The sequence below is a fragment of the Trinickia symbiotica genome (genome assembly GCF_003028655.1).
Taxonomy (GTDB): domain Bacteria; phylum Pseudomonadota; class Gammaproteobacteria; order Burkholderiales; family Burkholderiaceae; genus Trinickia; species Trinickia symbiotica_A.
Map to the genome: position 1 here is coordinate 335824 of NZ_PYUC01000007.1, position 22004 is coordinate 357827.

15 protein-coding genes are annotated in these 22004 nt (G+C 65.9%); 5 read left to right on the plus strand and 10 right to left on the minus strand.

Annotation, left to right across the window (positions count from 1 at the left end):
• Nucleotides 1–6 precede the first annotated feature (6 nt).
• Nucleotides 7–1977, minus strand: coding sequence for an ATP-binding cassette domain-containing protein (locus C9I57_RS16245; RefSeq protein ID WP_107151665.1), 1971 nt, complete (start codon nucleotides 1975–1977; stop codon nucleotides 7–9).
• Between the two features lie 219 nt (nucleotides 1978–2196).
• Between C9I57_RS16245 and C9I57_RS16250 the strand changes: the two genes are divergently transcribed.
• Nucleotides 2197–2676: a glutathione peroxidase gene (locus tag C9I57_RS16250; protein ID WP_107151666.1), complete on the plus strand. Its 480-nt coding sequence runs from the start codon at nucleotides 2197–2199 to the stop codon at nucleotides 2674–2676.
• Nucleotides 2677–2807: 131 nt separating this feature from the next.
• Here C9I57_RS16250 and cls read toward each other — a convergent pair whose 3' ends face one another.
• The 6 genes from cls to dapC all read right to left on the minus strand — a co-directional run bounded on the left by cls (nucleotide 2808) and on the right by dapC (nucleotide 9026).
• Nucleotides 2808–4265 carry a cardiolipin synthase gene (gene cls, locus C9I57_RS16255; RefSeq protein ID WP_107151667.1) on the minus strand — a complete coding sequence of 486 codons (1458 nt, stop codon included), beginning with the start codon at nucleotides 4263–4265 and terminating at the stop codon, nucleotides 2808–2810.
• A 143-nt stretch (nucleotides 4266–4408) separates the two neighbouring features.
• Nucleotides 4409–5305, minus strand: coding sequence for a 50S ribosomal protein L3 N(5)-glutamine methyltransferase (gene prmB / locus C9I57_RS16260; RefSeq protein ID WP_440130213.1), 897 nt, complete (start codon nucleotides 5303–5305; stop codon nucleotides 4409–4411).
• A 28-nt stretch (nucleotides 5306–5333) separates the two neighbouring features.
• Nucleotides 5334–6473 (minus strand): succinyl-diaminopimelate desuccinylase, encoded by a 1140-nt coding sequence (dapE, locus tag C9I57_RS16265; RefSeq protein ID WP_107151668.1) that lies wholly within the window; start codon nucleotides 6471–6473, stop codon nucleotides 5334–5336.
• Between the two features lie 79 nt (nucleotides 6474–6552).
• Complete coding sequence (locus tag C9I57_RS16270) at nucleotides 6553–6918, minus strand: ArsC family reductase (RefSeq protein WP_107151669.1); 366 nt, start codon at nucleotides 6916–6918, stop codon at nucleotides 6553–6555.
• Complete coding sequence (gene dapD, locus C9I57_RS16275) at nucleotides 6918–7745, minus strand: 2,3,4,5-tetrahydropyridine-2,6-dicarboxylate N-succinyltransferase (protein ID WP_107151670.1); 828 nt, start codon at nucleotides 7743–7745, stop codon at nucleotides 6918–6920. The genes C9I57_RS16270 and dapD overlap by 1 nt, the downstream gene beginning before the upstream one ends.
• Before the next feature lie 81 nt (nucleotides 7746–7826).
• Nucleotides 7827–9026: a succinyldiaminopimelate transaminase gene (gene dapC, locus C9I57_RS16280; protein ID WP_107151747.1), complete on the minus strand. Its 1200-nt coding sequence runs from the start codon at nucleotides 9024–9026 to the stop codon at nucleotides 7827–7829.
• Between the two features lie 199 nt (nucleotides 9027–9225).
• On the opposite strand from dapC, the gene smc reads away from it, so the two are divergent.
• The 4 genes from smc to def all read left to right on the plus strand — a co-directional run bounded on the left by smc (nucleotide 9226) and on the right by def (nucleotide 16730).
• Nucleotides 9226–12744: a chromosome segregation protein SMC gene (gene smc / locus C9I57_RS16285; protein WP_107151748.1), complete on the plus strand. Its 3519-nt coding sequence runs from the start codon at nucleotides 9226–9228 to the stop codon at nucleotides 12742–12744.
• A gap of 88 nt (nucleotides 12745–12832) precedes the next feature.
• Complete coding sequence (locus C9I57_RS16290) at nucleotides 12833–14071, plus strand: cell division protein ZipA C-terminal FtsZ-binding domain-containing protein (RefSeq protein WP_107151671.1); 1239 nt, start codon at nucleotides 12833–12835, stop codon at nucleotides 14069–14071.
• Nucleotides 14072–14151: 80 nt separating this feature from the next.
• Complete coding sequence (gene ligA / locus C9I57_RS16295) at nucleotides 14152–16200, plus strand: NAD-dependent DNA ligase LigA (protein ID WP_107151672.1); 2049 nt, start codon at nucleotides 14152–14154, stop codon at nucleotides 16198–16200.
• Nucleotides 16197–16730: a peptide deformylase gene (gene def / locus C9I57_RS16300; protein ID WP_026230327.1), complete on the plus strand. Its 534-nt coding sequence runs from the start codon at nucleotides 16197–16199 to the stop codon at nucleotides 16728–16730. The genes ligA and def overlap by 4 nt, the downstream gene beginning before the upstream one ends.
• A gap of 138 nt (nucleotides 16731–16868) precedes the next feature.
• Here the strand turns inward: def and C9I57_RS16305 are convergent, their stop codons facing one another.
• The 3 genes from C9I57_RS16305 to map form a co-directional block, all read right to left on the minus strand.
• On the minus strand, nucleotides 16869–18485 hold the full coding sequence (locus tag C9I57_RS16305; protein WP_107151673.1) for a pseudouridine synthase: 1617 nt from the start codon (nucleotides 18483–18485) through the stop codon (nucleotides 16869–16871).
• 73 nt (nucleotides 18486–18558) lie between these two features.
• A complete protein-coding gene (locus C9I57_RS16310) occupies nucleotides 18559–21129 on the minus strand; it encodes a [protein-PII] uridylyltransferase (protein WP_107151674.1) in 2571 nt (856 codons plus the stop codon).
• A gap of 8 nt (nucleotides 21130–21137) precedes the next feature.
• Complete coding sequence (gene map, locus C9I57_RS16315) at nucleotides 21138–21944, minus strand: type I methionyl aminopeptidase (protein WP_107151675.1); 807 nt, start codon at nucleotides 21942–21944, stop codon at nucleotides 21138–21140.
• Nucleotides 21945–22004 lie beyond the last annotated feature (60 nt).

Below are 22004 nucleotides of genomic sequence, written 5' to 3' on the forward strand. Positions count from 1 at the left end.
CACCTCCTAACCGATTTGTTCGAGTTCCTCCTGCGCTTCGAGCCAGGCGGCTTCGAGCGTTTCGAGTCGCGCCTGGACGTCCGCTTGCCGTCTGATGGTATCCGTCAGCTTCGCTTTTGTCGCGGGCTCGTAGCTCGCGGGATCGGCGACGAATGCATCCAGCGCCGCCTTTTCCGCGTTCAATGCTTCCATTTCTTTCTCGATCTTGGCAATCCGCGTTTGCAGCGGCTTTCTGAGCTGCGCAAGCTTTTGCCGAGCTTCGGCTTCCTGGCGCCGCAGGTCTTTGCGGTTGGCCGCGCCCTCCGTCGCGCCGTTGCCGGCTCCGGCGCCCATGCTTACTGTCTTTGCCGCGTCGGCCGTCCCCGCGGCCCGTGCCGCCTCGCGCACCTGCGCCGCGTGCTGCAACAGCCAGTCGCGATAGTCGTCGAGATCGCCGTCGAACGGTTGCAGCCGATGGTTGGCGACGAGCATGAACTGATCCGTGCAGGCGCGCAGCAGATGCCTATCGTGCGAAACCAGAATCAGCGTGCCCTCGAACTGCGCGAGCGCCATCGTCAGCGCATGCCGCGTTTCGAGATCGAGATGGTTCGTCGGCTCGTCGAGCAGCAGCAGATTCGGCTTCTGCCAGATGATGAGCGCGAGCGCGAGCCGCGCTTTTTCACCGCCTGAGAACGGCGCGATCGGCGAGCTTGCCATCTCGCCGGGGAAATTGAAGCCGCCGAGATAGTCGCGAAGCTCCTGCTCGCGCGCGTCGGGTGCGATGCGGGCGAGGTGCGCGAGCGGCGAGTCGTCCGGCCGCAGCGTTTCGAGCTGATGTTGAGCGAAGTAGCCGATCGCGAGTCCGCGGCCTTGACGCATCGAGCCCGCAAGCGGCGGTAGCGTATCGGCCAGCGTTTTGACGAGCGTCGACTTGCCTTGGCCGTTCGCGCCGAGCAGGCCGATTCGCTGACCGTTCTGTATCGACAGCGAGATGCCGTCGAGGATCGCGATCTCGCCGCCGTCGTCCGAGCGGTAGCCGCAGCGAACGTCTTCCATGACGAGCATCGGGTTCGGCGCCGCATCGGGCTCGCGGAACTCGAACGTGAGCGGCGAGGCGACATGTGCCGGCGCGATGCGCTCCATTTTCTCGAGCGCCTTCATCCGGCTTTGCGCCTGCTTGGCCTTCGTCGCCTTCGCCTTGAAGCGATTGATGAAGCTCTCGAGATGCTCGATCGTCTTCTGCTGCTTCTCGTAGGCGCTTTGCTGCAACGCGAGCTGCTGCGCGCGCAGGATTTCGAACTGCGAGTAGTTGCCGCCGTAGCGCTTCACCTGCCGGTTTTCGAGGTGCAGCGTGACGTTGCATATCGAATCGAGGAACTCGCGGTCGTGCGAGATGACGATGAGCGTGCCAGCGTACCGGAGCAGCCAGTCTTCAAGCCAGACGATCGCGTCGAGATCGAGGTGGTTCGTAGGCTCGTCGAGCAGCAGGAGGTCGGAGCGGCACATCAGGGCCTGCGCGAGGTTGAGCCGCATACGCCAGCCGCCCGAGAAGCTCGCGACCGGCTCGCGCGTTTGCGCGAGTGTGAAACCGAGGCCGAGCAGCAAGGCTTCTGCGCGCGAGGGTGCCGTATAGCCGTCGGCATCGGCGAACGCCGCATGCGCGTGGGCGAGCGCCTCGCCGTCGTGCTCGGCCTCGGCCGCGGTCATCTGAGCCTCGATCTCGCGCAGGGCCGCATCGCCGTCGAGCGTGTACTCGAGCGCCGTCTTCGCGACGGCTGGTGTTTCCTGTGCGACATGGGCGATGCGCCAGGAGGGCGGCAGTGAAAAATCGCCGGCGTCGGGATGCAGTTCGCCGCGCAAGACGGCGAAGAGCGTCGACTTGCCGGCCCCGTTTGCACCGACTAACCCGGCCTTTTCGCCGGGGTTCAGCGTGAATGTGGTGGCGTCGAAGAGCGGCTTGACGCCGCGCGATAGACTGAACTGGCTGAAGCGGATCACGGCGGACGGGGCGGCTGGAGCGAAAACCGCTATTTTAGACGGCTCGGGCGGCCCCGCGCCGGAGATGCGGCGGCAGATGGCGCCTTGCCATGGCGGCGGGCCGATGCAGTGCCGAGGCGAAGGTGCGTCGCTCAGCACGATTGAATGCGTTTGAGAGGAATCCGGTCGTTGTCGCGCTTACGTTTCGCGTAGACTTCGCGATTCATGGAGGAGATGCGCATGGGTCCGGTCTACACATTTTCGGCACGTACGCTCGGCGGCGAAACGATCAGCCTCGATCGCTATCGCGGCAAGGTGCTCGTCATCGTCAACACAGCGAGCGAGTGCGGGTTCACGCCGCAGTACGCGGGGCTGCAGCAGCTCTATGAAAAGTACGCGGCGCGTGGCCTCGAGTTGCTGGGCTTCCCGTGCAATCAGTTCGGCAAGCAGGAACCCGGCGATGCCGCGCAGATCGCGACTTTTTGCGAAAAAAACTTCGGCGTCACTTTTCCGATGTTCGAGAAGGTCGACGTAAAGGGGGCAAACGCACACCCGCTTTATCGCTATCTGACGAAGGAAGCTCGCGGCCTGCTTTGGACGAAGTCAATCAAATGGAACTTCACGAAGTTTCTCGTCGATCGAAACGGTAACGTTGTCAGGCGTTACGGACCGAAGGTGAAGCCTGAAGCGCTGGTACCCGATATCGAGGCGCTGCTCTGAAAGCGCTGGTCGAAGCGCCGCTGACAGCGGAATCCGGTTTTCCGAATCGTTGCAACGTCAATTCGCGCTAATACAAGTGGCCCGCGGCGCGTGGGCCTCGAGTTTTTGGCCGACAGCACGGCCGACGTCGGTTACAAAATCGGCGAAAAAAGCCGCGCCACGTGCATGGTCACGCGTCTTAGCGCCGGCGCTTCCCGATATTCGCTGCGATCGACTTCATAGGCATGGGTGAAGTCCTCGGCCAGCATCGCTTCGACTTCAGCGGCGAATTCATGATCGATCGTCAAGACCATGATCTCGAAGTTGAGGCGGAAGGATCGATTGTCGAGATTGGCGCTGCCGACCGCCGCGGCCACCTTATCGATCAGTACGACCTTTTGATGCAGGAAGCCGGGGCGGTACCGAAAAATCCGCACGCCGGCGCGAACGAGGTCGTACGCATAGAGCTTCGATGCCTCGAAAACCACATAGTGATCGCGCCGGCTCGGAATCAGAATCCGCACGTCCACGCCGCGCATGACCGCAAGGCGCAGCGCCGCGAATACGGCCTCATCCGGGATCAGGTAGGGCGTCGTGATCCAGATGCGCTCGCGTGCCGCGTGAATCGCCTCGACGAAGAACAGCGAACCCGTCTCGCCTTTGTCCGCCGGACTCGGCGCGACCACGAGGCAGTGCATGTCGTGACCGTGCTGCGGCTGCGGGTCTTCGGCCTGCGACGGCTCGAGCCGCGGCAGCCGCTGCGTCGCCCAGTGCCAGTCCTCGAGAAAGACGAACTGCACGCTCGCCACGACGGGACCGCGCATGTCGATGTGCGTGTCGCGCCATGGCGAAAGCCGTGGATTTCCGCCCAGGTACTCGACGCCGATGTTATGGCCGCCGACGAAGGCGCGCTCGCCGTCGACGACGACGATCTTGCGGTGGTTGCGGAAGTTGAGCTGGAATCGATTGACGAAGCGCCGGTTGGTCGCGAACGGATGGATTTCGACGCCGCCGGCCAGCAGCTCGGTCACATACCGTTGCGGAAGATCGAACGAGCCGATGCTGTCGTAAAGGAAGCAGACGCGCACTCCTTCGCGGGCTTTGGCGATCAGCAGATCCTTCAGCATCGCGCCGAGCGGATCGTCGCGCACGATGAAGAACTGCACGAGCACGTAACGGCGCGCGTTCTCGATCGCGTCGAGGATCGCGCCGAACGTCGCATCGCCGTTGACGAGCGTGCGCACCGCGTTGCCGGGCAAAAACGGCATGCCGGAGAGCCCCGTCAGCGCGCGCACGACATGGTGGCCGAGCGCGTCGGCGGGGCGGCCCGCGGACGACGCATGGGTGTCCCAGGCGCTCGGATGCGCGCGCGTGCGCAGCAATTCGTTTTCGAGGCGGCGCGCGTCGACATAGCCGGCGAACTTGCTGCGGCCGAGAAAGAGATAGGGGATCAGCGTAAAGTAGGGCATCGCGACGAGCGAGACGGCCCACGCGACGGCGCCTTGCGAAGTGCGCGTATTGAGAATGGCATGGATGGCCGCGATGACGCCAAGCGTATGCGAGACGAAGATGAGCGTGCCAAGCGAGAGCCAGTTGAATTCGAATTGCATGCGTACGCGAGACTGCCGGTTCGGTCTACCCGGCGACGCTCGAAGCGCCGCCGGTTCGCATCTTACCGAACGCCGTCCAATGAGGGGCGGATCTTCCGCATGCGCGCGACGGAAAGGACGCCCGAGCGCCGCAGGGCGGTCGATCAGAGCTCGGGCAGGTCGCTCGCCTGGATCAGAAACACGCTGTCTTCGCCCGCGCTCGTCGGCAGCCAGACGAGATCGAGCCCGCCGAACGCTGCCTCGACGTTATGGCGCTCGTTCCCGATCTCGACGACGAGCACGCCGTCGTCCTCGAGCCATGAGCGTGCCGCCGCCACGATCCGGCGAACGACGTCCATGCCGTCCTCGCCGCCGGCAAGCGCGAGCTCGGGCTCGTGCCGATATTCGGCCGGCAATGTCTCCATCGACGAACGGTTCACGTAGGGCGGATTCGCGAGAATGACGTTGTAGCGCCGCTCCGGCAGCGGGGCGAACAGATCGCCCTGGAAAAGGGCGACGCGGTCGTCGAGCCCGTAGTCGGCGACGTTGATACGCGCCACTTCGATTGCCTGCGGGGAAACATCGACCGCATCGACGTCGGCATTCGGAAATGCCTCGGCGGCCAGGATCGCGAGGCACCCCGAACCCGTGCACAGCTCGAGCACGGCGGCGACTTCGTCGGGATCGGCAACGTACGGCTGCAGCCCGTCCTCGAGCAGCTCGCCGATGAACGAGCGCGGCACGATCACGCGCTCGTCGACATAAAAGCGCCGCCCGTGCATCCATGCCTCGTTCGTGAGGTAGGCCGCCGGCACTCGCTCCGTCGCGCGCCGCTCTATCACCTTCAGCACGTCCGCGATTTCAGTGTCCAAGAGCCGCGCGTCGAGAAACGGATCGAGCGTATCGAGCGGCAGATGCAGCGTGTGCAGGATCAAATAGGCGGCTTCGTCATAGGCATTCGCCGTGCCGTGGCCGAAGGCAAGCTGCGCGGCGGTAAAACGCGACACGGCGTAGCGCAGCAAATCGCGCACGGTGGTGAACGGGGTCATGGGCGTCGTCATCAGCGGCTCCTCGATTGCGCGCTCGGCGCTATGCAATCAGCGCTTCGAGCACGCGCCGGTAAATGTTCTTCAGCGGCTCGACGAAGGCGAGCTCGATATGCTCGTCGATCTTGTGGATGCTGCCGTTCGGCGGCCCGAACTCGACGACTTGCCGGCATATGCGCGCGATGAAACGGCCGTCGGATGTCCCGCCCGTCGTCGAAAGCGCCGCGGTGACGCCGGTCTCTTCGCCGATCGCGCGCGAGAGCGCGTCCGAGAGCTCGCCGCGCGGGGTAAGAAACGGCAGGCCGCTCACGGTCCATTCGAGCTCATAGTCGAGGCCGTGCTTGTCGAGGATCGCATGCACGCGTCGCTGCAAGCCCTCGACGGTGCTCGCCGTCGAGAACCGGAAGTTGAAGATCAGTTCGGCGCGACCCGGAATGACGTTGGACGCGCCCGTTCCGCTGTGCAGATTCGAGACCTGCCACGTCGTCGGCGGAAAGTACTCGTTGCCGGCATCCCAATGTTCGTCGACGAGCTCGGCCAGGGCCGGCGCGAGCAGATGAATCGGGTTCTTCGCCAGATGCGGGTAGGCGATATGGCCTTGCAATCCCTTGACGGTAAGCTTGCCCGACATGGAGCCGCGGCGGCCGTTCTTGACGATGTCGCCGAGCGTCGCGTCCGAGGTCGGCTCCCCGACAATGCAGTAGTCGAGCCTTTCACCGCGCGCGTGCAGCGCCTCGACGACCTTGACGGTGCCGTCCGTGGCGGGGCCTTCCTCGTCGCTCGTGATGAGGAAGGCAATCGAGCCGCGATGGCCGGGATGCGCGGCGACGAATTCCTCGCTCGCGACGACGAAGCCCGCGATCGACGCTTTCATGTCGGCGGCTCCGCGTCCGTAGAGCTTGCCGTCGCGTCGCGTAGGCGTGAAGGGCGGCGATTTCCATTGCTCGAGCGGCCCCGTCGGCACGACGTCGGTATGGCCCGCGAACGCGAGCAGCTTGCCGTTCGTCCCGTCGGCGCCGCGCTTGACCGCCCAGAGATTCGTGACGCCGTGCGAGGCGATCGTCTCGCACTCGAAGCCGATCGCTTCGAGCCGCTCGATCAGAAGCTGTTGGCAATGCTGATCGTCGGGCGTCACGGAGGCGCGCGCGATCAGTTCTTCGGTGAGGGCAAGGGTGCCGGACATGAATGCGAACCCGTTTCGATAAAAGTTGGCCGGGCCGCCCGCGGGCGGCGGGCGGGCGCGAGACCGCCGCGCCGATCGCTCAGCCGAAGAGCGATGCGTATTCGTCCGCGGAGAATCCGAGCGACTTGACGCGTCCGTCGACGACAACCACGGGCCGCTTGACGATCGACGGCTTCTCGATCATGAGCGCGATCGCGCCGTCGACGGTCTCGGCGGCGGCCTTCGCTTCGTCGGGCAGGCCGCGCCACGTGGTGCCGCGGCGGTTCAGCAGCGACTCGATCGACACGTCGGCAAGCCACGACTTCACGAGCGAAGCGCTGAGGCCCGCTTTCTTGAAATCGTGGAACTCGAATGGGACCCCGCGCGCTTCGAGCCACGTACGGGCCTTCTTGACGGTGTCGCAGTTCGGAATGCCGTAGACGATCGTTCGTCCTTTCGCCGCCATCAGTCGCCTCGCAACAACTCGTTGAGGCCGACTTTCGCGCGCGTCTTCGCATCGACTTTCTTGACGATCACGGCGCAATAGAGGCTGTGCGTGCCGTCCTTGGACGGCAGGTTGCCGGCCACCACGACCGAGCCCGGCGGCACGTAGCCGTAGCTGACTTGACCGGTTTCGCGATCGTAGATCTTCGTGCTCTGGCCGAGGTAGACGCCCATCGAAATGACGGAGTTCTCGCCGACGATGACGCCCTCGACGACCTCCGAGCGCGCGCCGATGAAGCAGTTGTCCTCGATGATGACGGGATTCGCTTGCAGCGGCTCGAGCACGCCGCCGATGCCGACGCCGCCCGAGAGGTGAACGTTCTTGCCGATCTGCGCGCACGAGCCGACTGTCGCCCACGTATCGACCATCGTGCCCTCGTCGACGTAGGCGCCGATGTTCGTATACGACGGCATCAGCACGACGTTCCTCGCGATGAACGAGCCGCGCCGCGCGATGGCGGGCGGGACGACGCGGAAGCCGCCGGCCGCGAAGTCCTCGGCGGTGTAGTTCGCGAATTTGGACGGGACTTTGTCGTAGAACTGCGAGTAGCCGCCCGCAGGCAGCGGCACGTTGTCCTCGAGACGGAACGACAGCAGCACGGCCTTTTTCAGCCATTGATTGACGACCCATTGGCCGTCCTTCTTCTCGGCGACGCGCAGGGCGCCTTTGTCGAGCTGCTCGAGCGCGTGCTCGACCGCGTCGCGCACCTCGGCCGGCGCCGCCTTGGGCGAGAGCTCGGCGCGGTTTTCCCAGGCGTTATCGATGATCTGCTGTAGTTGTTGCGACATGTTCGTGGTCTGGCGGATTGGATATCGGTGGATCGAACTCGAGCGCGACGCGTGCGCGCCGCGCGCGTGCTGGCGCGAGAGTCACAGCGCGCGGCAGAAATCGACGATGCGGCGTGCGCCTTCGACGCATTCGCTCACATCGGCGACGAGCGCAATGCGGACGAAATCGCGGCCCGGGTTCGTGCCGTGAGCGGATCGTGCAAGATACGAGCCCGGCAAAACGGTCACATTATAGTCGGCGTAGAGACCCCGGGCGAACTCGGTATCCGAGAGGCCCGTGCGCGCTACATTGGCCCAGAGGTAGAACGCCGCGTCGGGCATCCTCACGTCGAGCACGTCCGACAGCATCGGCGTGACAGTCGAAAATTTCTGAACGTACTTCGCGCGGTTCTCGCGTACGTGCGTTTCGTCGTTCCATGCCGCAATGCTGGCCGCCTGGTAGACCGTCGAGAGCGCAGCGCCATGATACGTGCGGTAGAGCAGGAACTTCTTCAGCAGCGCGGCATCGCCGGCCACGAAGCCGGAGCGCATGCCGGGCACGTTCGAGCGCTTCGACAGGCTCGAGAGCATGACGAGCCGCTCGAAGCCGCGGCCGAGCCGGTGGGCCGCCTCGAGGCCGCCGAGCGGCGGCGTCGCCTCGTCGAAATAAATCTCCGAATAGCATTCGTCCGATGCGATCACGAATCCGTGGCGGTCCGAGAGCGCGAAGAGTTCGCGCCAGTCGTCGAGCGTCAGCACGGCCCCCGTCGGGTTGCCCGGCGAGCAGACGTAGAGGAGCTGCGTGCGCGCCCAGACGTCGTCGGGCACGGCGCCGTAATCGCAGGCGAAGTTGCGCGCGGGGTCGCTGTTCGCGAAGTAGGGCTGAGCACCGGCAAGAAGTGCCGCGCCCTCGTAGATCTGATAGAACGGGTTCGGGCAGAGCACGACAGCGCCTTCGCGCGTCCCGTCGACGACGGTCTGCGCGAGCGCGAAAAGCGCTTCGCGCGAGCCCGAGACCGGCAGCACGTCGGTGGCCGGATCGAGCGCGGGCAAACCGTAGCGGTTCGTCGTCCAGCGCGCGATGGCCTCGCGCAGCGCGCTCGAGCCGGCGGTGGCCGGGTAGCTCGAGAGCGCGTCGAGCGAAGCGACGATCGCCTCGCGGATCAGCGTCGGCGTGGCATGCTTCGGCTCGCCGATGCCGAAACTGATGTGCGGCAAGGTGGCGGGCGGCGTCGCCTCTTTCAGCAGCGCGCGCAGCTTTTCGAACGGATAGGGCTGAAGCAGATCGAGGCGAGGGTTCAGTGCGTTCACGTTGAGCTCGGCGGTGCGGAACGGGATGCGCGATGCCGGCCGGCGCGTCGAAACGCACGGGTGCCGGCGCTGGGCGCGCCAAAAAATCACGAATCGTCGGAAGCGGGCAATTATAGCCCCGCGGGGCGACTCGACGGCGCCGGACCCGATGGTATGATTGCCGATCTTATTCAAAAACAGCGAAATCGCCGTGCGTCTCACCTCGATCAAACTCGCTGGCTTCAAGTCCTTCGTCGATCCCACGCATTTTCAGGTACCCGGCCAGCTGGTCGGGGTCGTCGGGCCCAACGGCTGCGGTAAGTCGAACATCATCGATGCCGTCCGCTGGGTGCTCGGCGAATCGCGCGCGTCCGAGCTGCGCGGCGAATCGATGCAAGACGTGATCTTCAACGGATCGACGGCGCGCAAGCCCGGCAGCCGGGCGAGCGTCGAGCTCGTGTTCGACAACTCGGACGGCCGCGCGGCGGGCCAATGGGGCCAGTACGCCGAGATCGCGGTCAAGCGCGTGCTGACGCGAGACGGCACCTCGAGCTACTACATCAACAATCTGCCGGCGCGCCGGCGCGACATTCAGGACATCTTCCTCGGGACGGGCCTCGGGCCGCGCGCCTACGCCATCATCGGCCAGGGCATGATCGCGCGCATCATCGAGGCGAAGCCCGAAGAGCTGCGCGTGTTTCTCGAAGAGGCCGCCGGCGTGTCGAAGTACAAGGAACGCCGGCGCGAAACGGAGAACCGCCTGCACGACACGCGCGAGAATCTGACGCGCGTCGAGGATATCGTGCGCGAGCTCGGCACGAATCTCGAGAAGCTCGAAGCGCAGGCCGTGGTGGCGACGAAGTTCAAGGCGCTGCAGGCCGAGGGCGAGGAGAAGCAGCGCCTGCTCTGGCTGCTGCGCAAGAACGAGGCGGCCGCCGAGCAGGCCCGCCAGCAGCGTGCGATCTCCGAGGCGCAGATCGATCTCGAAGCGCAGACGGCCAAGCTGCGCGAGGTCGAGGCGGAGCTCGAAACGCTGCGTGTCGCGCACTACGCGGCGAGCGATGCGATGCAGGGCGCGCAAGGCGCGCTCTACGAGGCCAACGCCGAAGTGAGCCGGCTCGAGGCCGAGATCAAGTTCATCATTGAATCGCGCAACCGCGTCCAGGCGCAGATCGCCGCGCTGACGGCGCAGCGCGAGCAGTGGCAGATGCAGGCCGAAAAGGCGCGCGGCGATCTCGAGGATACCGAGGCGCAGCTTGCCATCGCGGAAGAGAAAGCCGCGATCGCCGAAGAAGAGGCGGCCGCCAGGCACGACGCGCTGCCGGCGCTCGAGGCGCGCTGGCGCGATGCGCAGGCGCAACTGAACGACGAGCGCGCCGCGATCGCGCAGACGGAGCAGGCGCTCAAGCTCGAGGCCGCGCACCAGCGCAATGCCGATCAGCAGCTGCAGCAGCTGCAGCAGCGCCAGGAGCGCCTTCAGACGGAGGCGAGCGGCCTCGACGCTCCCGACGAAGCGCAGCTCGAGGAGCAGCGAATCCAGCTCGCGGAGCACGAAGAGATTCTGCGCGAGGCTCAAGCGCGGCTTGCCGACGCCCAGGAGGCGCTGCCGGTGCACGACGCCGAGCGTCGCGCGGCCCACGAGCGCGTGCAGTCCGAGGGCGCCCAGATTCACCAGCTCGAGGCGCGTCTCGTCGCGCTCAAGCAGCTCCAGGAGAATGTGCAGACCGAGGGCAAGATCCAGCCTTGGCTCGACAAGCACGAGCTCGGCAGCCTGCCCCGGCTATGGAAGAAGCTTCATATCGAGGCGGGCTGGGAAACGGCGCTCGAGTCGGTCCTGCGCGAGCGGTTGGCCGCGCTCGAGATCTCGAACCTCGACTGGGTGAAGGCGTTCGCAAGCGATGCGCCGCCCGCCAAGCTGGCTTTCTACGCGCCGCCGTCGGCGGCGACCCCGCGCGAAACGCCGGCCGGGCTGGCGACGCTGCTCTCGCTCGTACGCATCGACGATGCGGGCTTGCGCGCCGTACTCTCGGATTGGCTCGGCACGGTCTATATCGCCGACGATCTGCCGCAAGCGCTCGCGATGCGCTCGCAGCTGCCCGAGGGCGCCGCGCTCGTCGTCAAGGCGGGGCATATCGTCACGCGCGTCGGCGTGCAGCTCTATGCGGCCGATTCGGAGCAGGCCGGCATGCTCGCGCGCCAGCAGGAAATCGAGAATCTCACGCGCCAGCTTCGCGCGCAGACGCTCTTGGCCGACGAGGCGAAGACCGCGGCGATCCGCGCCGAGGCCGCCTATACGCAGGCTTCGCAATCGCTCGCCGATGAGCGTGCGCAAGCCGAGCGCGCGACACAGCGCGTCCATGCGCTGCAGTTGGAGGTGCTGAAGCTCGCGCAAGCCCACGAGCGCTACACGCAGCGCAGCACGCAGATTCGCGAGGAGCTCGAGGAAATCAAGGCGCAGATCGAGGAGCAGCGTGCGCAGCGAGCGGAATCGGAGGGCAATTTCGAGCGCCACGACGGCGAGCTCGCCGAACTGCAGGCGCGCTTCGAGGAAAATCAGCTGTCGTTCGAGGCGCTCGACGAGGAGCTCGGCGCGGCGCGCACGCACGCGCGCGATCTCGAGCGCGCGGCGACCGATGCGCGCTTCGCCGCGCGCAACGTGGCGACGCGGATCGAGGAGCTGAAGCGGAACATCGAGGTCGCGCACGATCAGAGCGAGCGCGTTGCCGCCTCCCTCGACGATGCGCGAGCCGAGTTGGAGACGATCAACGAGCAGACCGCGCACACGGGCCTGCAAGATGCGCTCGAGGTTCGCGCGGCGAAGGAAGCCGCGCTCGGCGCGGCACGCATGGAGCTCGACGACCTGACGGCGAAGCTGCGCCAGGCGGACGAGCTGCGGCTCACGGCCGAGCGCTCGCTGCAGCCGCTGCGCGACCGGATCACCGAACTGCAATTGAAGGAGCAGGCCGCGCGAATCTCCGGGGAGCAGTTCGTCGAGCAGTTGAGCGAGGCCGGTGTCGACGAGGCGCAATTGCAGCAAAAGCTGACGCCGGACATGAAGCCGTCCTACCTGCAGGGCGAAGTGACACGCATCAACAATGCGATCAACGCACTCGGCCCCGTCAACATGGCGGCGCTCGAGGAGCTGGCCGCGGCGAGCGAGCGCAAGACGTTCCTCGATGCGCAATCGGCCGATCTCACGCGCGCCATCGAGACGCTCGAGGACGCGATTCGCAAGATCGATCAGGAAACGCGCACATTGCTGCAGGGTACGTTCGACGAGGTCAACCGGCATTTCGGCGAGCTGTTCCCGCGCCTTTTTGGCGGCGGCCAGGCGAAGCTGATCATGACGGGCGATGAAATTCTCGATGCGGGCGTGCAGGTAATGGCGCAGCCGCCCGGCAAAAAGAACTCCACGATTCATTTGCTTTCGGGCGGCGAAAAAGCGCTGACCGCGACCGCGCTCGTCTTCGCGATGTTCCAGTTGAATCCGGCGCCATTCTGTCTGCTCGACGAGGTCGACGCCCCGCTCGACGACGCCAACACCGAGCGCTTCGCGAACCTCGTTCGGGCGATGTCGGACAAAACACAGTTCCTCTTCATCTCGCACAACAAGATCGCAATGGAAATGGCGCAGCAGCTTATCGGCGTGACGATGCAGGAGCAAGGCGTCTCGCGTATCGTTGCCGTCGACATGGAAACGGCCGCGGGTTTCGCCCAGAATACGGCTTGACATTGAACGGTCCGCCGAGGCGGCGCGCATTGGCGCGATGCGCCGGCCCCAGCCGGCGGCCCACAGAAGAATGCTTGATGGAGCGTGCATGGACGAGTTGACACTCGGATTGATCGGCGCGGGTGCCGTGGTGGTAGGGGGAGTGGTCGTGTACAACGCTTGGGCCGCGGCGAAGGTCCGTCGCCGGATGCCGAGACCGATGCCGCCCGATACCGTCGATCCGCATACGCGCCACGATCACGAGGAAGAGCGGCCGTTCATCGAGCCGGCGCGTCCGACCGCGCGGCGCGAGCCGGACGTGGGGGAGGCCCCGCGCCAAGGGACGGGCGGGCGCGTCGAGCCGAGCTTCGGCGCCGCCGCGCCGCTTGACACCCCGGCCGACATCCAGGCAGAAAGCACGATACCGAACGGCTATCCGGACGAAGCGGAGCCCTCGATCGACGAGAGTGGCGCCGCGAAGCCCGAGGAGCCGATCGCTCCGGCCGCGACGACGATCTCGGCCGCGCCGCCGCACGTCGTCGATCGGCGCATCGACTGCGTGGTGCCGATTCGCCTCGGCGGTCCCATTGCCGGCGACAAGGCGATGCCGTTTGCGCAAAGGCTGCGGCGCGCGGGCAGCAAGCCCGTCTATATCGAAGGCAAGCCCGAAGGCGGGGCCGGCTGGGAGCTGCTGCAAAGCGGGCATCGCTACGAAGAGCTGCGGGCGGCCGTGCAGCTCGCGAATCGATCGGGCGCCCTGAACGAGCTCGAGTTTTCCGAATTCGTCTCGGGCGTGCAGCAGTTTGCCGACGCGGTAGACGGCGGGCCGGAGTTTCCCGACATGCTCGAGACGGTCTCGATGGCGCGCGAGCTCGACGCATTCTCGGCGCAGTGCGATGCGCAGCTCTCGATCAACGTGCTTTCCGACGGCGCGCCATGGTCGGCGAACTACGTGCAGGCCGTCGCTTCTCAAGACGGCCTGCTGCTCTCGCGCGACGGCACGCGCTTCGTGAAGCTCGATGCCAAGCAAAGCCCCGTCTTCATGCTGCAGTTCGGCGATACGAACTTTCTGCGCGACGACCTCACCTACAAGGGCGGGCAGACGATCACGCTGATTCTCGACGTGCCCGTCGCCGACGAAGACATCTTGCCGTTCAGGCTCATGTGCGATTACGCCAAGTCGCTCGCCGAGCGCATCGGGGGACGCGTCGTCGACGATCAGCGGCGGCCGCTGCCCGAAGCGGCCTTGCTCGCGATCGAGAAGCAGCTCATGACGCTCTATGCGAAGCTCGAGGAGGCCGGCATTCCGGCGGGCTCGGCGGCAACGCGTCGGCTATTCAGCCAGTGATCCTGCCCCGGTGAACGCAAGCCCGGGCTTGCCTGCCATAATGCGGGATCACCTGAAAAGCGAAGTCGAACGCCGACAGCATGGCCCTGAACACCGTTGAACCGCCCGCAGACAAGCCGGCCGAGCGCGCAGCGTGGCTGCGCGCCGAGATCGAACGCGCGAACCATGCGTATTACGTGCTCGATCAGCCGGAGATTCCCGATGCCGAATACGATCGGATGTTCCTCGAGCTGCAGCGCATCGAAAGCGAGCATCCCGATCTGATCACGCCTGAATCGCCGACGCAGCGCGTCGGCGGCCAGGCTGCGAGCGGTTTTTTGCCCGTCGTGCACGCCGTGCCGATGCTCTCGCTCAACAATGGCTTCTCCGACGAAGACATCATCGCATTCGACCGCCGCAGCGCCGAGGCGCTCGGGCACGCGCCGATCGAATATGCGTGTGAACTCAAGTTCGACGGCCTCGCGATCGCGCTGCGCTACGAGGACGGCCGCCTCGTGCGGGCCGCGACGCGCGGCGATGGCGCAACGGGCGAGGACGTGACGCAAAACGTTCGAACGATCCGCGCGATCCCGTTGAAGCTGAAAGGCGCAAACGTGCCGCGCGTGGTCGAAGTGCGCGGTGAAGTGCTGATGTTCAGACGCGACTTCGAGCGGATGAACGAGCGTCAGCGCGAAGCCGGGCAGCGCGAGTTCGCTAATCCGCGCAACGCCGCGGCCGGCAGTCTGCGCCAGCTCGATCCGAGAATGACGGCGCAGCGGCCGCTGTCGTTTTTTTCATATGGAATCGGCGAGCTCGAAGGTGTCGAGATGCCCGATACGCATAGCGGGCTGCTCGAGTGGTATGGCGAGCTGGGCCTTCCCGTTTGCGCGGAACAGGCCGTCGTCAAAGGCGCGCAAGGGCTGCTCGATTTCTTCCGGCGCATCGGCGAAAAGCGCAAGTCGCTCCCGTACGACATCGACGGCGTGGTGTACAAGGTCAATCGGCGCGACGAGCAGGACAAGCTCGGCTTCGTCTCGCGCGCGCCACGCTTCGCGCTTGCGCACAAGTTTCCCGCCGAGGAAGCGATGACGGAGCTCGTCGATATCTATGTGAATGTCGGCCGCACCGGGGCGATCACACCGGTGGCGCGGCTCAGTCCCGTGTTCGTCGGCGGCGTGACGGTCACCAATGCCACGTTGCACAACGAGGACGAAGTGCGCCGCAAGGACGCGCGGATCGGCGACACGGTGATCGTGCGGCGCGCGGGCGACGTGATTCCGGAGCTCGTATCGGTCGTGCTCGAGCGCCGGCCCGAGAATGCGCGCGAATTCGTCATGCCGACGAACTGCCCCGTTTGCGGCTCGCGCATCGAGCGGCTGCCCGACGAGGCCGTCGCGCGCTGCACGGGCGGGCTTTTTTGCCCGGCGCAGCGCAAGCAGGCGCTCTGGCACTTCGCGCAGCGGCGCGCGCTCGATATCGATGGGCTCGGCGAGAAAATCATCGATCAGCTCGTCGAGCAGAACCTCGTGCGCACGCCGGCGGATCTGTTCAATCTCGGTTTCTCGACATTGGCGGAACTCGACCGGTTCGCGGAGAAGTCGGCGCAAAATCTGCTTGATTCACTCGAAAAGGCGAAGAAGACGACGCTCGCGCGCTTCATTTACGCGCTCGGCATCCGCCATGTCGGCGAATCGACCGCCAAGGACCTCGCTCGCCATTTCGGCTCGCTCGATCCGCTGATGAATGCGTCGCTCGACGAACTGCTCGAAGTCAAGGACGTCGGGCCAGTCGTCGCCGAGGCGATACATCAGTTCTTTGCCGAGGAACACAACCGCACGGTGATCGAGCAATTGCGTGCGCCGGGTAAGGTGACGTGGCCCGAGGGGCCACCCGCGCCGCGGGCGCCGCAGGGTGTGCTGGCCGGCAAGACGGTCGTGCTGACCGGCACGTTGCCATCGCTATCGCGCGAAGAGGCCAAGGAAATGCTCGAGGCGGCCGGCGCGAAGGTGGCCGGCTCGGTATCGAAAAAGACCGATTACGTGGTCGCGGGCACAGAGGCCGGCAGTAAGCTGGCGAAGGCCGAGGAACTCGGCATCCCTGTACTCGACGAAGACGGTATGCGCAAGCTCCTGGAGGGCGACAATTCATGATCCGAGAAATCCTCAAGATGGGCGATGAGCGCCTTTTGCGCATCGCCCAACCCGTCGACCATTTCGATACGCCGGAGCTGCACGAGCTCATCGCCGACATGTTCGAGACGATGCACGCGGTAAACGGCGCGGGGCTTGCGGCGCCGCAGATCGGCGTCGATCTTCAGGTGGTCATCTTCGGCTTCGGGCACAACGAACGGTACCCGGAGGCACCGGCGGTGCCGGAGACGGTCCTCATCAATCCAACCGTGACACCTGTCTCGCAGGACATGGAAGAGGGTTGGGAAGGGTGCTTGTCGGTGCCTGGGATGCGCGGCGTCGTCAGCCGGTTTTCGATGATCCGCTATCACGGCTTCGATCAGCACGGTCAGCCGATCGATCGCGTGGCGGAAGGATTTCACGCGCGCGTCGTGCAGCACGAGTGCGATCACCTGATCGGCAAGCTTTATCCGATGCGGATTACGGATTTCTCGAAGTTCGGCTTTACCGAGGTGCTGTTTCCCGGCCTCGACCCGAACAGCGACGATTGATCTACAGCGCGGGTGCCAGGCGGCCGTGGCCGCGGCATCGCATATGATGCAGCAGCGCCTGCTTGCGCCTGGCTTGGAGCACGCGGGTGACGGTGGCCGCCGAGCGCCGAGTACGCTCGAGCGCCGGCGGTGCCCCGATCAAAACGCCTCGTTCGGCAGCAGATAGCGCCATTTCCCCGGCGGCAGGGCGCCGAGCGTCACACTGCCCATCCGCACGCGCTTCAATCCCACCACCTGCAGGCCGACCAGTTCGCACATGCGGCGGATCTGCCGCTTTTTGCCTTCGCGAAGCACGAAGCGCAGCTGCTCTGCGTTTTGCCAGCTGACTTTGGCCGGCTTGAGCTGGCTGCCGTCGAGCGAGAGGCCGTACCGCAACAGCGCGAGCTTGTCCGCCGGAAAGTGCTGCGCGACGTCGGCCGTGCGCTCGCCATAGGCGACGCGCACGAGATACTCCTTTTCCACGCTCGAATGCTCGCCGATGAGCAGCTTGGCGATACGGCCATCCTGCGTCAGTACGAGGAGCCCTGTCGAATCGATGTCGAGCCGGCCCGCCGGCGCCAGGCCGCGCAGGTGACTTGCCGAAAACCGCAGCGGCGAGCGATCGCCATCCCAGCGATTCGCCGCGGTGACGAGCGTGACCGCGGGTTCGTAGCCGTCTTCGGCCTGGCCCGAAACGTAGCCGACAGGCTTGTGCAGCAGGACCGTCACCTGGCGCGCCTGCACCGCGCGCGCATCGGCGCTGACTTCGATACGCTGGTCGGGACGCACGCGCGCGCCGAGCGTATCGACGCGGACGCCATCGACGCTCACCCAGCCGTTCTCGATCCACTCGTCGGCCTCGCGCCGCGAGCAAAGGCCGAGTTCGGACATCCGCTTCGATAGGCGCAGGGTGCCGGACGTGTCGCCGTCGTGCTGCTCGTGTTCCGTGCGTTCAGCGTGCGTGGAGCGTCGCGCGGCTCGCTCGCCGCTAGCGGGTTTAACCGATTGAGGCCGGCGCTGCTCGCGTTCGCCACGTTCCCCACGTTCGGAGTGCGTTGCGCGCGCGGCGTGCTCGCCGCTGGCGCGTTTGACGGGTTGAGGCCGGCGCTGCTCGCGTTCCCCACGTTCTGTGTGCGTTGCGCGCGCGGCCCGCTCGCCGCTCGCGCGTGTGGCCGATTGCGGCCTGCGCTCTCCGCCTTCCCTGCGATCGGTCAGCGTCGACCGTACGGCCCGCTCGCCAATCGAGCGCTTGGCGGGTAGCGGCTTGCGCGCTTCGCGTTCCCGACCTTCTGGCTGCGTCGATCGCGCGGCTCGCTCGCCGCTCACGCGTTTGACCGCCTGCGGTCTGCGCTCGTCGCGGTCCCGGCGTTCGGTGGGCGCCGATCGGGCAGCGAACCCGTCGCCCGAGCGCTTGACTGGACTGCCGGTCTTCCGTGCGCCGTTTCCAGCCTCGGCTTCGCTCCGGCGCGCGGCCGGCGCCACTTTGCGGCCGGCCGGTTTCGCCTTCGCGGGTTGTTTTGCCGAATCGGTCGCACGCGGCGCCTTCGTGGCCGGTGCGCGATCGGGGCGAGCGCTATTGCTCGGCTTCGGCTTCGGCGCGGCGCCCGGCGCCTTGGCCGGCGAGCGGTCCTGTCGGACTCCGGACGCCACCGCTCCCGCCGGCTTGGCGGGGGCGGCGGCGCGAACCGGTTTTCGTGCGGATGGGCTGCCGGCACGGACAGGCGCGCGATCCGGCGCGGCCGGTCGCGGATGCTTGGCTGTCAACTTGACGCGCATAAATTCTCGAAAAAGATGCAATAACAGCGGAAGCCCGATTATCGACGGCTGAGAAGCCGCCCGGGCTTACGGCTCAAAGGGCGATCGCGCGCAGCAGCTCCGTTTCGACCTGAATCTGCAGCCGATTGTCGGAAAGCCCTCGACCGTCTAGCAGGAACACGTCTTCGACGCGCTCGCCGAGCGTGTTGATGCGCGCCGCATGCACCCCGACGCGATGCTCCGCGAGCACACGCGAGATGGCGTAGAGCAGACCGAGGCGGTCGTTCGCCGAAATCGACAGGATGTAGTACTGCCCGCGCTCGTCGGCTCGCAGGTCGACGCGAGGGGTGATCGGAAACGTTCGCGAGAGCCGCGAGAGGCGGCCCTTCGACGGTTCCGGCAGCGGGGCCTCGGAGCCGAGCCACGCCGCGAGCTGCTGCTCGACGAGATTGGCGATGTTACGGTACTGCACGTCCTCTTCGGTATGGGCGACGATGAAATTATCGAGCGCATAGCCGTGACGCGTCGTGTTCACGCGCGCGTCGAGCACCGAGAGGCCGTTGCGGTCGAAATAGGCGCAAATGCCGGCGAAGAGATCGGGCCGATCGCGCGTATAGACCAGCACTTGCAACGCCTCGCCGATCGGCGAGGGCCGCGCGCGGACGATCGGCGCGTCCGCCGCAACATGGCGGTAGAGCACGCGCGTCTGCCAGGCGATGTCGGCGGCATCGTGCCGCAGGAAGTAGCCGACGTCGAGCTGATCCCACAGTGCGCGGTGCGCGTTTTCAGGCACGGTCTCGAGGCGCAACAGCGCGATCGCTTCCTCCTGGCGCATCTTGAGCTCCGAATGCTGGTCCGGATGCGCGCCCCCGAGCACGGCGAGCGTCGTGCGATAGAGATCCTCGAGCAGCTTGCCCTTCCAGGTGTTCCAGACTTTCGGGCTCGTGCCGCGAATGTCGGCCACGGTGAGCAGGTAGAGCGCCGTCAGGCGCCGCTCGCTGCCGACGAGCTCGGCAAACTGCTTGATGACCGCCGGATCGCTCGTGTCCTGCTTTTGCGCGACCTGGCTCATCGTCAAATGATGCTGAACGAGCCAGACGACGAGCGCCGCGTCGTCGCCCGTAATGCCGTGCTCGCGGCAAAAGCGGCGCGCGTCGGCCATGCCGAGCGTCGAATGATCGCCGCCGCGGCCTTTCGCGATGTCGTGAAAGAGCGCCGCGACATAGAGCACCCATTGGCGCTCGAAGTTCGCCATGAGCTGGCTGCAGAACGGATACTCGTGCGCATGCTCCGCGAGCGCGAAGCGGCGCAGATTGCGCAGCACCATCAGGATGTGCTGATCGACCGTGTAGACATGATAGAGGTCGTGCTGCATTTGCCCGACGATGCGCCGGAAATTCAGCAGATAGCGCCCGAGCACGCTCGTCTGATTCATGAGCCGCAGCGCATGCGTGATGCCATGCGGCTGCTTGAGGATCTCCATGAAAAGGCGCCGGTTCTCGGGGTTCTTGCGCCAAGGGGCATCCATCGCGTCGCGCACGTTGTAGAGCGCGCGCAGCGTGCGCGCCGACAGGCCTTTCGTGCCCGGCGTGGCCTCGTAGAGCAGGAACGCCTCGAGGATGGCCGTGGGCGTGCGCTCGAAAACGTCGTCGCTGACGATTTCGATCATGCCCTGCTTTTCGACGAAACGCTCGGACAGCACGCGCGTCACGCCGCTCGTGCGCGGAAAGAGCTGGGCCTCGATGTTCTGGATCAGGATCGTGGCGAGCTGCGTCACCGCCTTGGCCGCCCAGTAGTAGCGGCGCATGAGCTGCTCGCTCGCACGGCGCGCCGCTGTCGCCTTGTAGCCGAAGCTTTCGGCCGCCGCCGTCTGCAGATCGAAGACGAGCATGTCCTGGCGCCGCCCCGCGATCAGGTGCAGGCGCGCGCGCAATGCCTTCAGGAACGCCTCGTTGCGGCGCAGCTCGCGCGCTTCGCGCGCCGTGATGAGCCCGCGCTCGTCGAGCTCGCGCCAGCTGCTGCCGAATCCCGCCGCGCGGGTGATCCAGAGGATCAGCTGCAAATCGCGCAGCCCGCCGGGGCTTTCCTTGACGTTCGGCTCGAGGCTGTACGGCGAGTCCTGAAATTTCGCGTGACGCTGGCGCATCTCGAGGACTTTCGCCTGGAAGAACGCGCGCGCATCGAGCGTTTCGTTCAGGCGCAACGCGAAACGCTGAAAGAGCGTCGTGCTGCCGACGATGCGCCGCGCTTCGATGAGCGAGGTGCGCACCGTGATGTCGCGCTCCGCCTCCTCGAGGCATTCGCCGACCGTGCGCACGCTGCTGCCGATCTCGAGCCCGAGATCCCAGGCGAGGCCGATGAACCGCTCGATGCGCGCCTCGAGCGCGGGCTCGGGCGATTCGGGCAGCAACACCAGGATGTCGATGTCGGAGAACGGAGCGAGCTCGCCGCGCCCATAGCCGCCGACGGCGACGAGCGCGAGCGAGGCGGGCATCTCGCAGCCGACCCAGGCGCGCCGCAAGGCGTCGTCGGTTGCGCGCGCGAGCGCGCGCATCGCCGTGTCGACGTTGCTCGCGGTCTTGAAGCGCTCGAGCAACGCGGTTTTGGCGACCCGATAATCGGCTTTCAGCGAAAGGGGATCGGGCAGGGCGGCGGCGACGCTCATCTCCCCGCTCATGCGGCGACGGGCAAGCGCGGCCGCTCGGGCGTTCCCGCCGAGACGGTCAGCACGTCGAAACCGGAATCGGTGACGAGCACCGTATGCTCCCACTGTGCCGAGAGGCTGCGGTCGCGCGTCTTGACGGTCCACTGATCGGGCATCGTACGGATCTCGCGGCGTCCGGCATTGATCATCGGCTCGATCGTGAAAATCATGCCCGGCTGCAGCTCCAGGCCGGCGCCCGGGCGGCCGTAATGGAGGATCTGCGGATCCTCGTGGAACACAGTGCCGATCCCGTGTCCGCAGTACTCGCGCACGACGCTGTAGCCGCTCGCCTCGGCGTGCCGCTGGATCGCGTGGCCGATGTCGCCGAGGTGCGCGCCCGGGCGCACCTGCTCGATGCCGAGCCACATGCACTCGTAGGTGACCTGCACGAGCCGCTTCGCGAGGATCGAGCCTTCGCCGGCGATGAACATTCGGCTCGTGTCGCCGAAATAGCCGTCCTTGATCACGGTGATGTCGATGTTGAGCGCATCGCCGTTCTTGATGATCTTGTCGCCCGGAATGCCGTGGCAAATCACGTCGTTGACGGAAATGCACGTGGCCTTCGGGTAGGGCGGATAACCGGGCGGCTGATAGTTGAGCGGCGCGGGGACCGTGCCTTGCACGTCGAGCATGTAGTTGTGGCAGAGGCGGTCGAGCTCGCCCGTCGTCACCCCTGGCTTGACGTGCGGCGTGATGTAATCGAGCACTTCGCTCGCAAGCCGGCACGCGACGCGCATTTTGGCGATGTCGTGTTCGTTTTTGATCGTAATGGCCATGGATTCGTGCCTGAAACGTGGATTCGGCGATTATCGCACCATATTCGGCCGCTGGCAGGG

Bases quoted from the DNA above. Each gene is read 5' to 3' on its own strand.
- C9I57_RS16290 (WP_107151671.1), top strand. From the start codon at position 12,833: ATGGACGAGTTGACACTCGGATTGATCGGCGCGGGTGCCGTGGTGGTA.
- cls (WP_107151667.1), bottom strand. From the start codon at position 4,265: ATGCAATTCGAATTCAACTGGCTCTCGCTTGGCACGCTCATCTTCGTC.
- map (WP_107151675.1), bottom strand. From the start codon at position 21,944: ATGGCCATTACGATCAAAAACGAACACGACATCGCCAAAATGCGCGTC.
- C9I57_RS16270 (WP_107151669.1), bottom strand. From the start codon at position 6,918: ATGGCGGCGAAAGGACGAACGATCGTCTACGGCATTCCGAACTGCGAC.
- dapE (WP_107151668.1), bottom strand. From the start codon at position 6,473: ATGTCCGGCACCCTTGCCCTCACCGAAGAACTGATCGCGCGCGCCTCC.
- C9I57_RS16310 (WP_107151674.1), bottom strand. From the start codon at position 21,129: ATGAGCGTCGCCGCCGCCCTGCCCGATCCCCTTTCGCTGAAAGCCGAT.
- def (WP_026230327.1), top strand. From the start codon at position 16,197: ATGATCCGAGAAATCCTCAAGATGGGCGATGAGCGCCTTTTGCGCATC.
- ligA (WP_107151672.1), top strand. From the start codon at position 14,152: ATGGCCCTGAACACCGTTGAACCGCCCGCAGACAAGCCGGCCGAGCGC.
- dapD (WP_107151670.1), bottom strand. From the start codon at position 7,745: ATGTCGCAACAACTACAGCAGATCATCGATAACGCCTGGGAAAACCGC.
- prmB (WP_440130213.1), bottom strand. From the start codon at position 5,305: ATGACGACGCCCATGACCCCGTTCACCACCGTGCGCGATTTGCTGCGC.
- C9I57_RS16250 (WP_107151666.1), top strand. From the start codon at position 2,197: ATGGGTCCGGTCTACACATTTTCGGCACGTACGCTCGGCGGCGAAACG.
- C9I57_RS16305 (WP_107151673.1), bottom strand. From the start codon at position 18,485: ATGCGCGTCAAGTTGACAGCCAAGCATCCGCGACCGGCCGCGCCGGAT.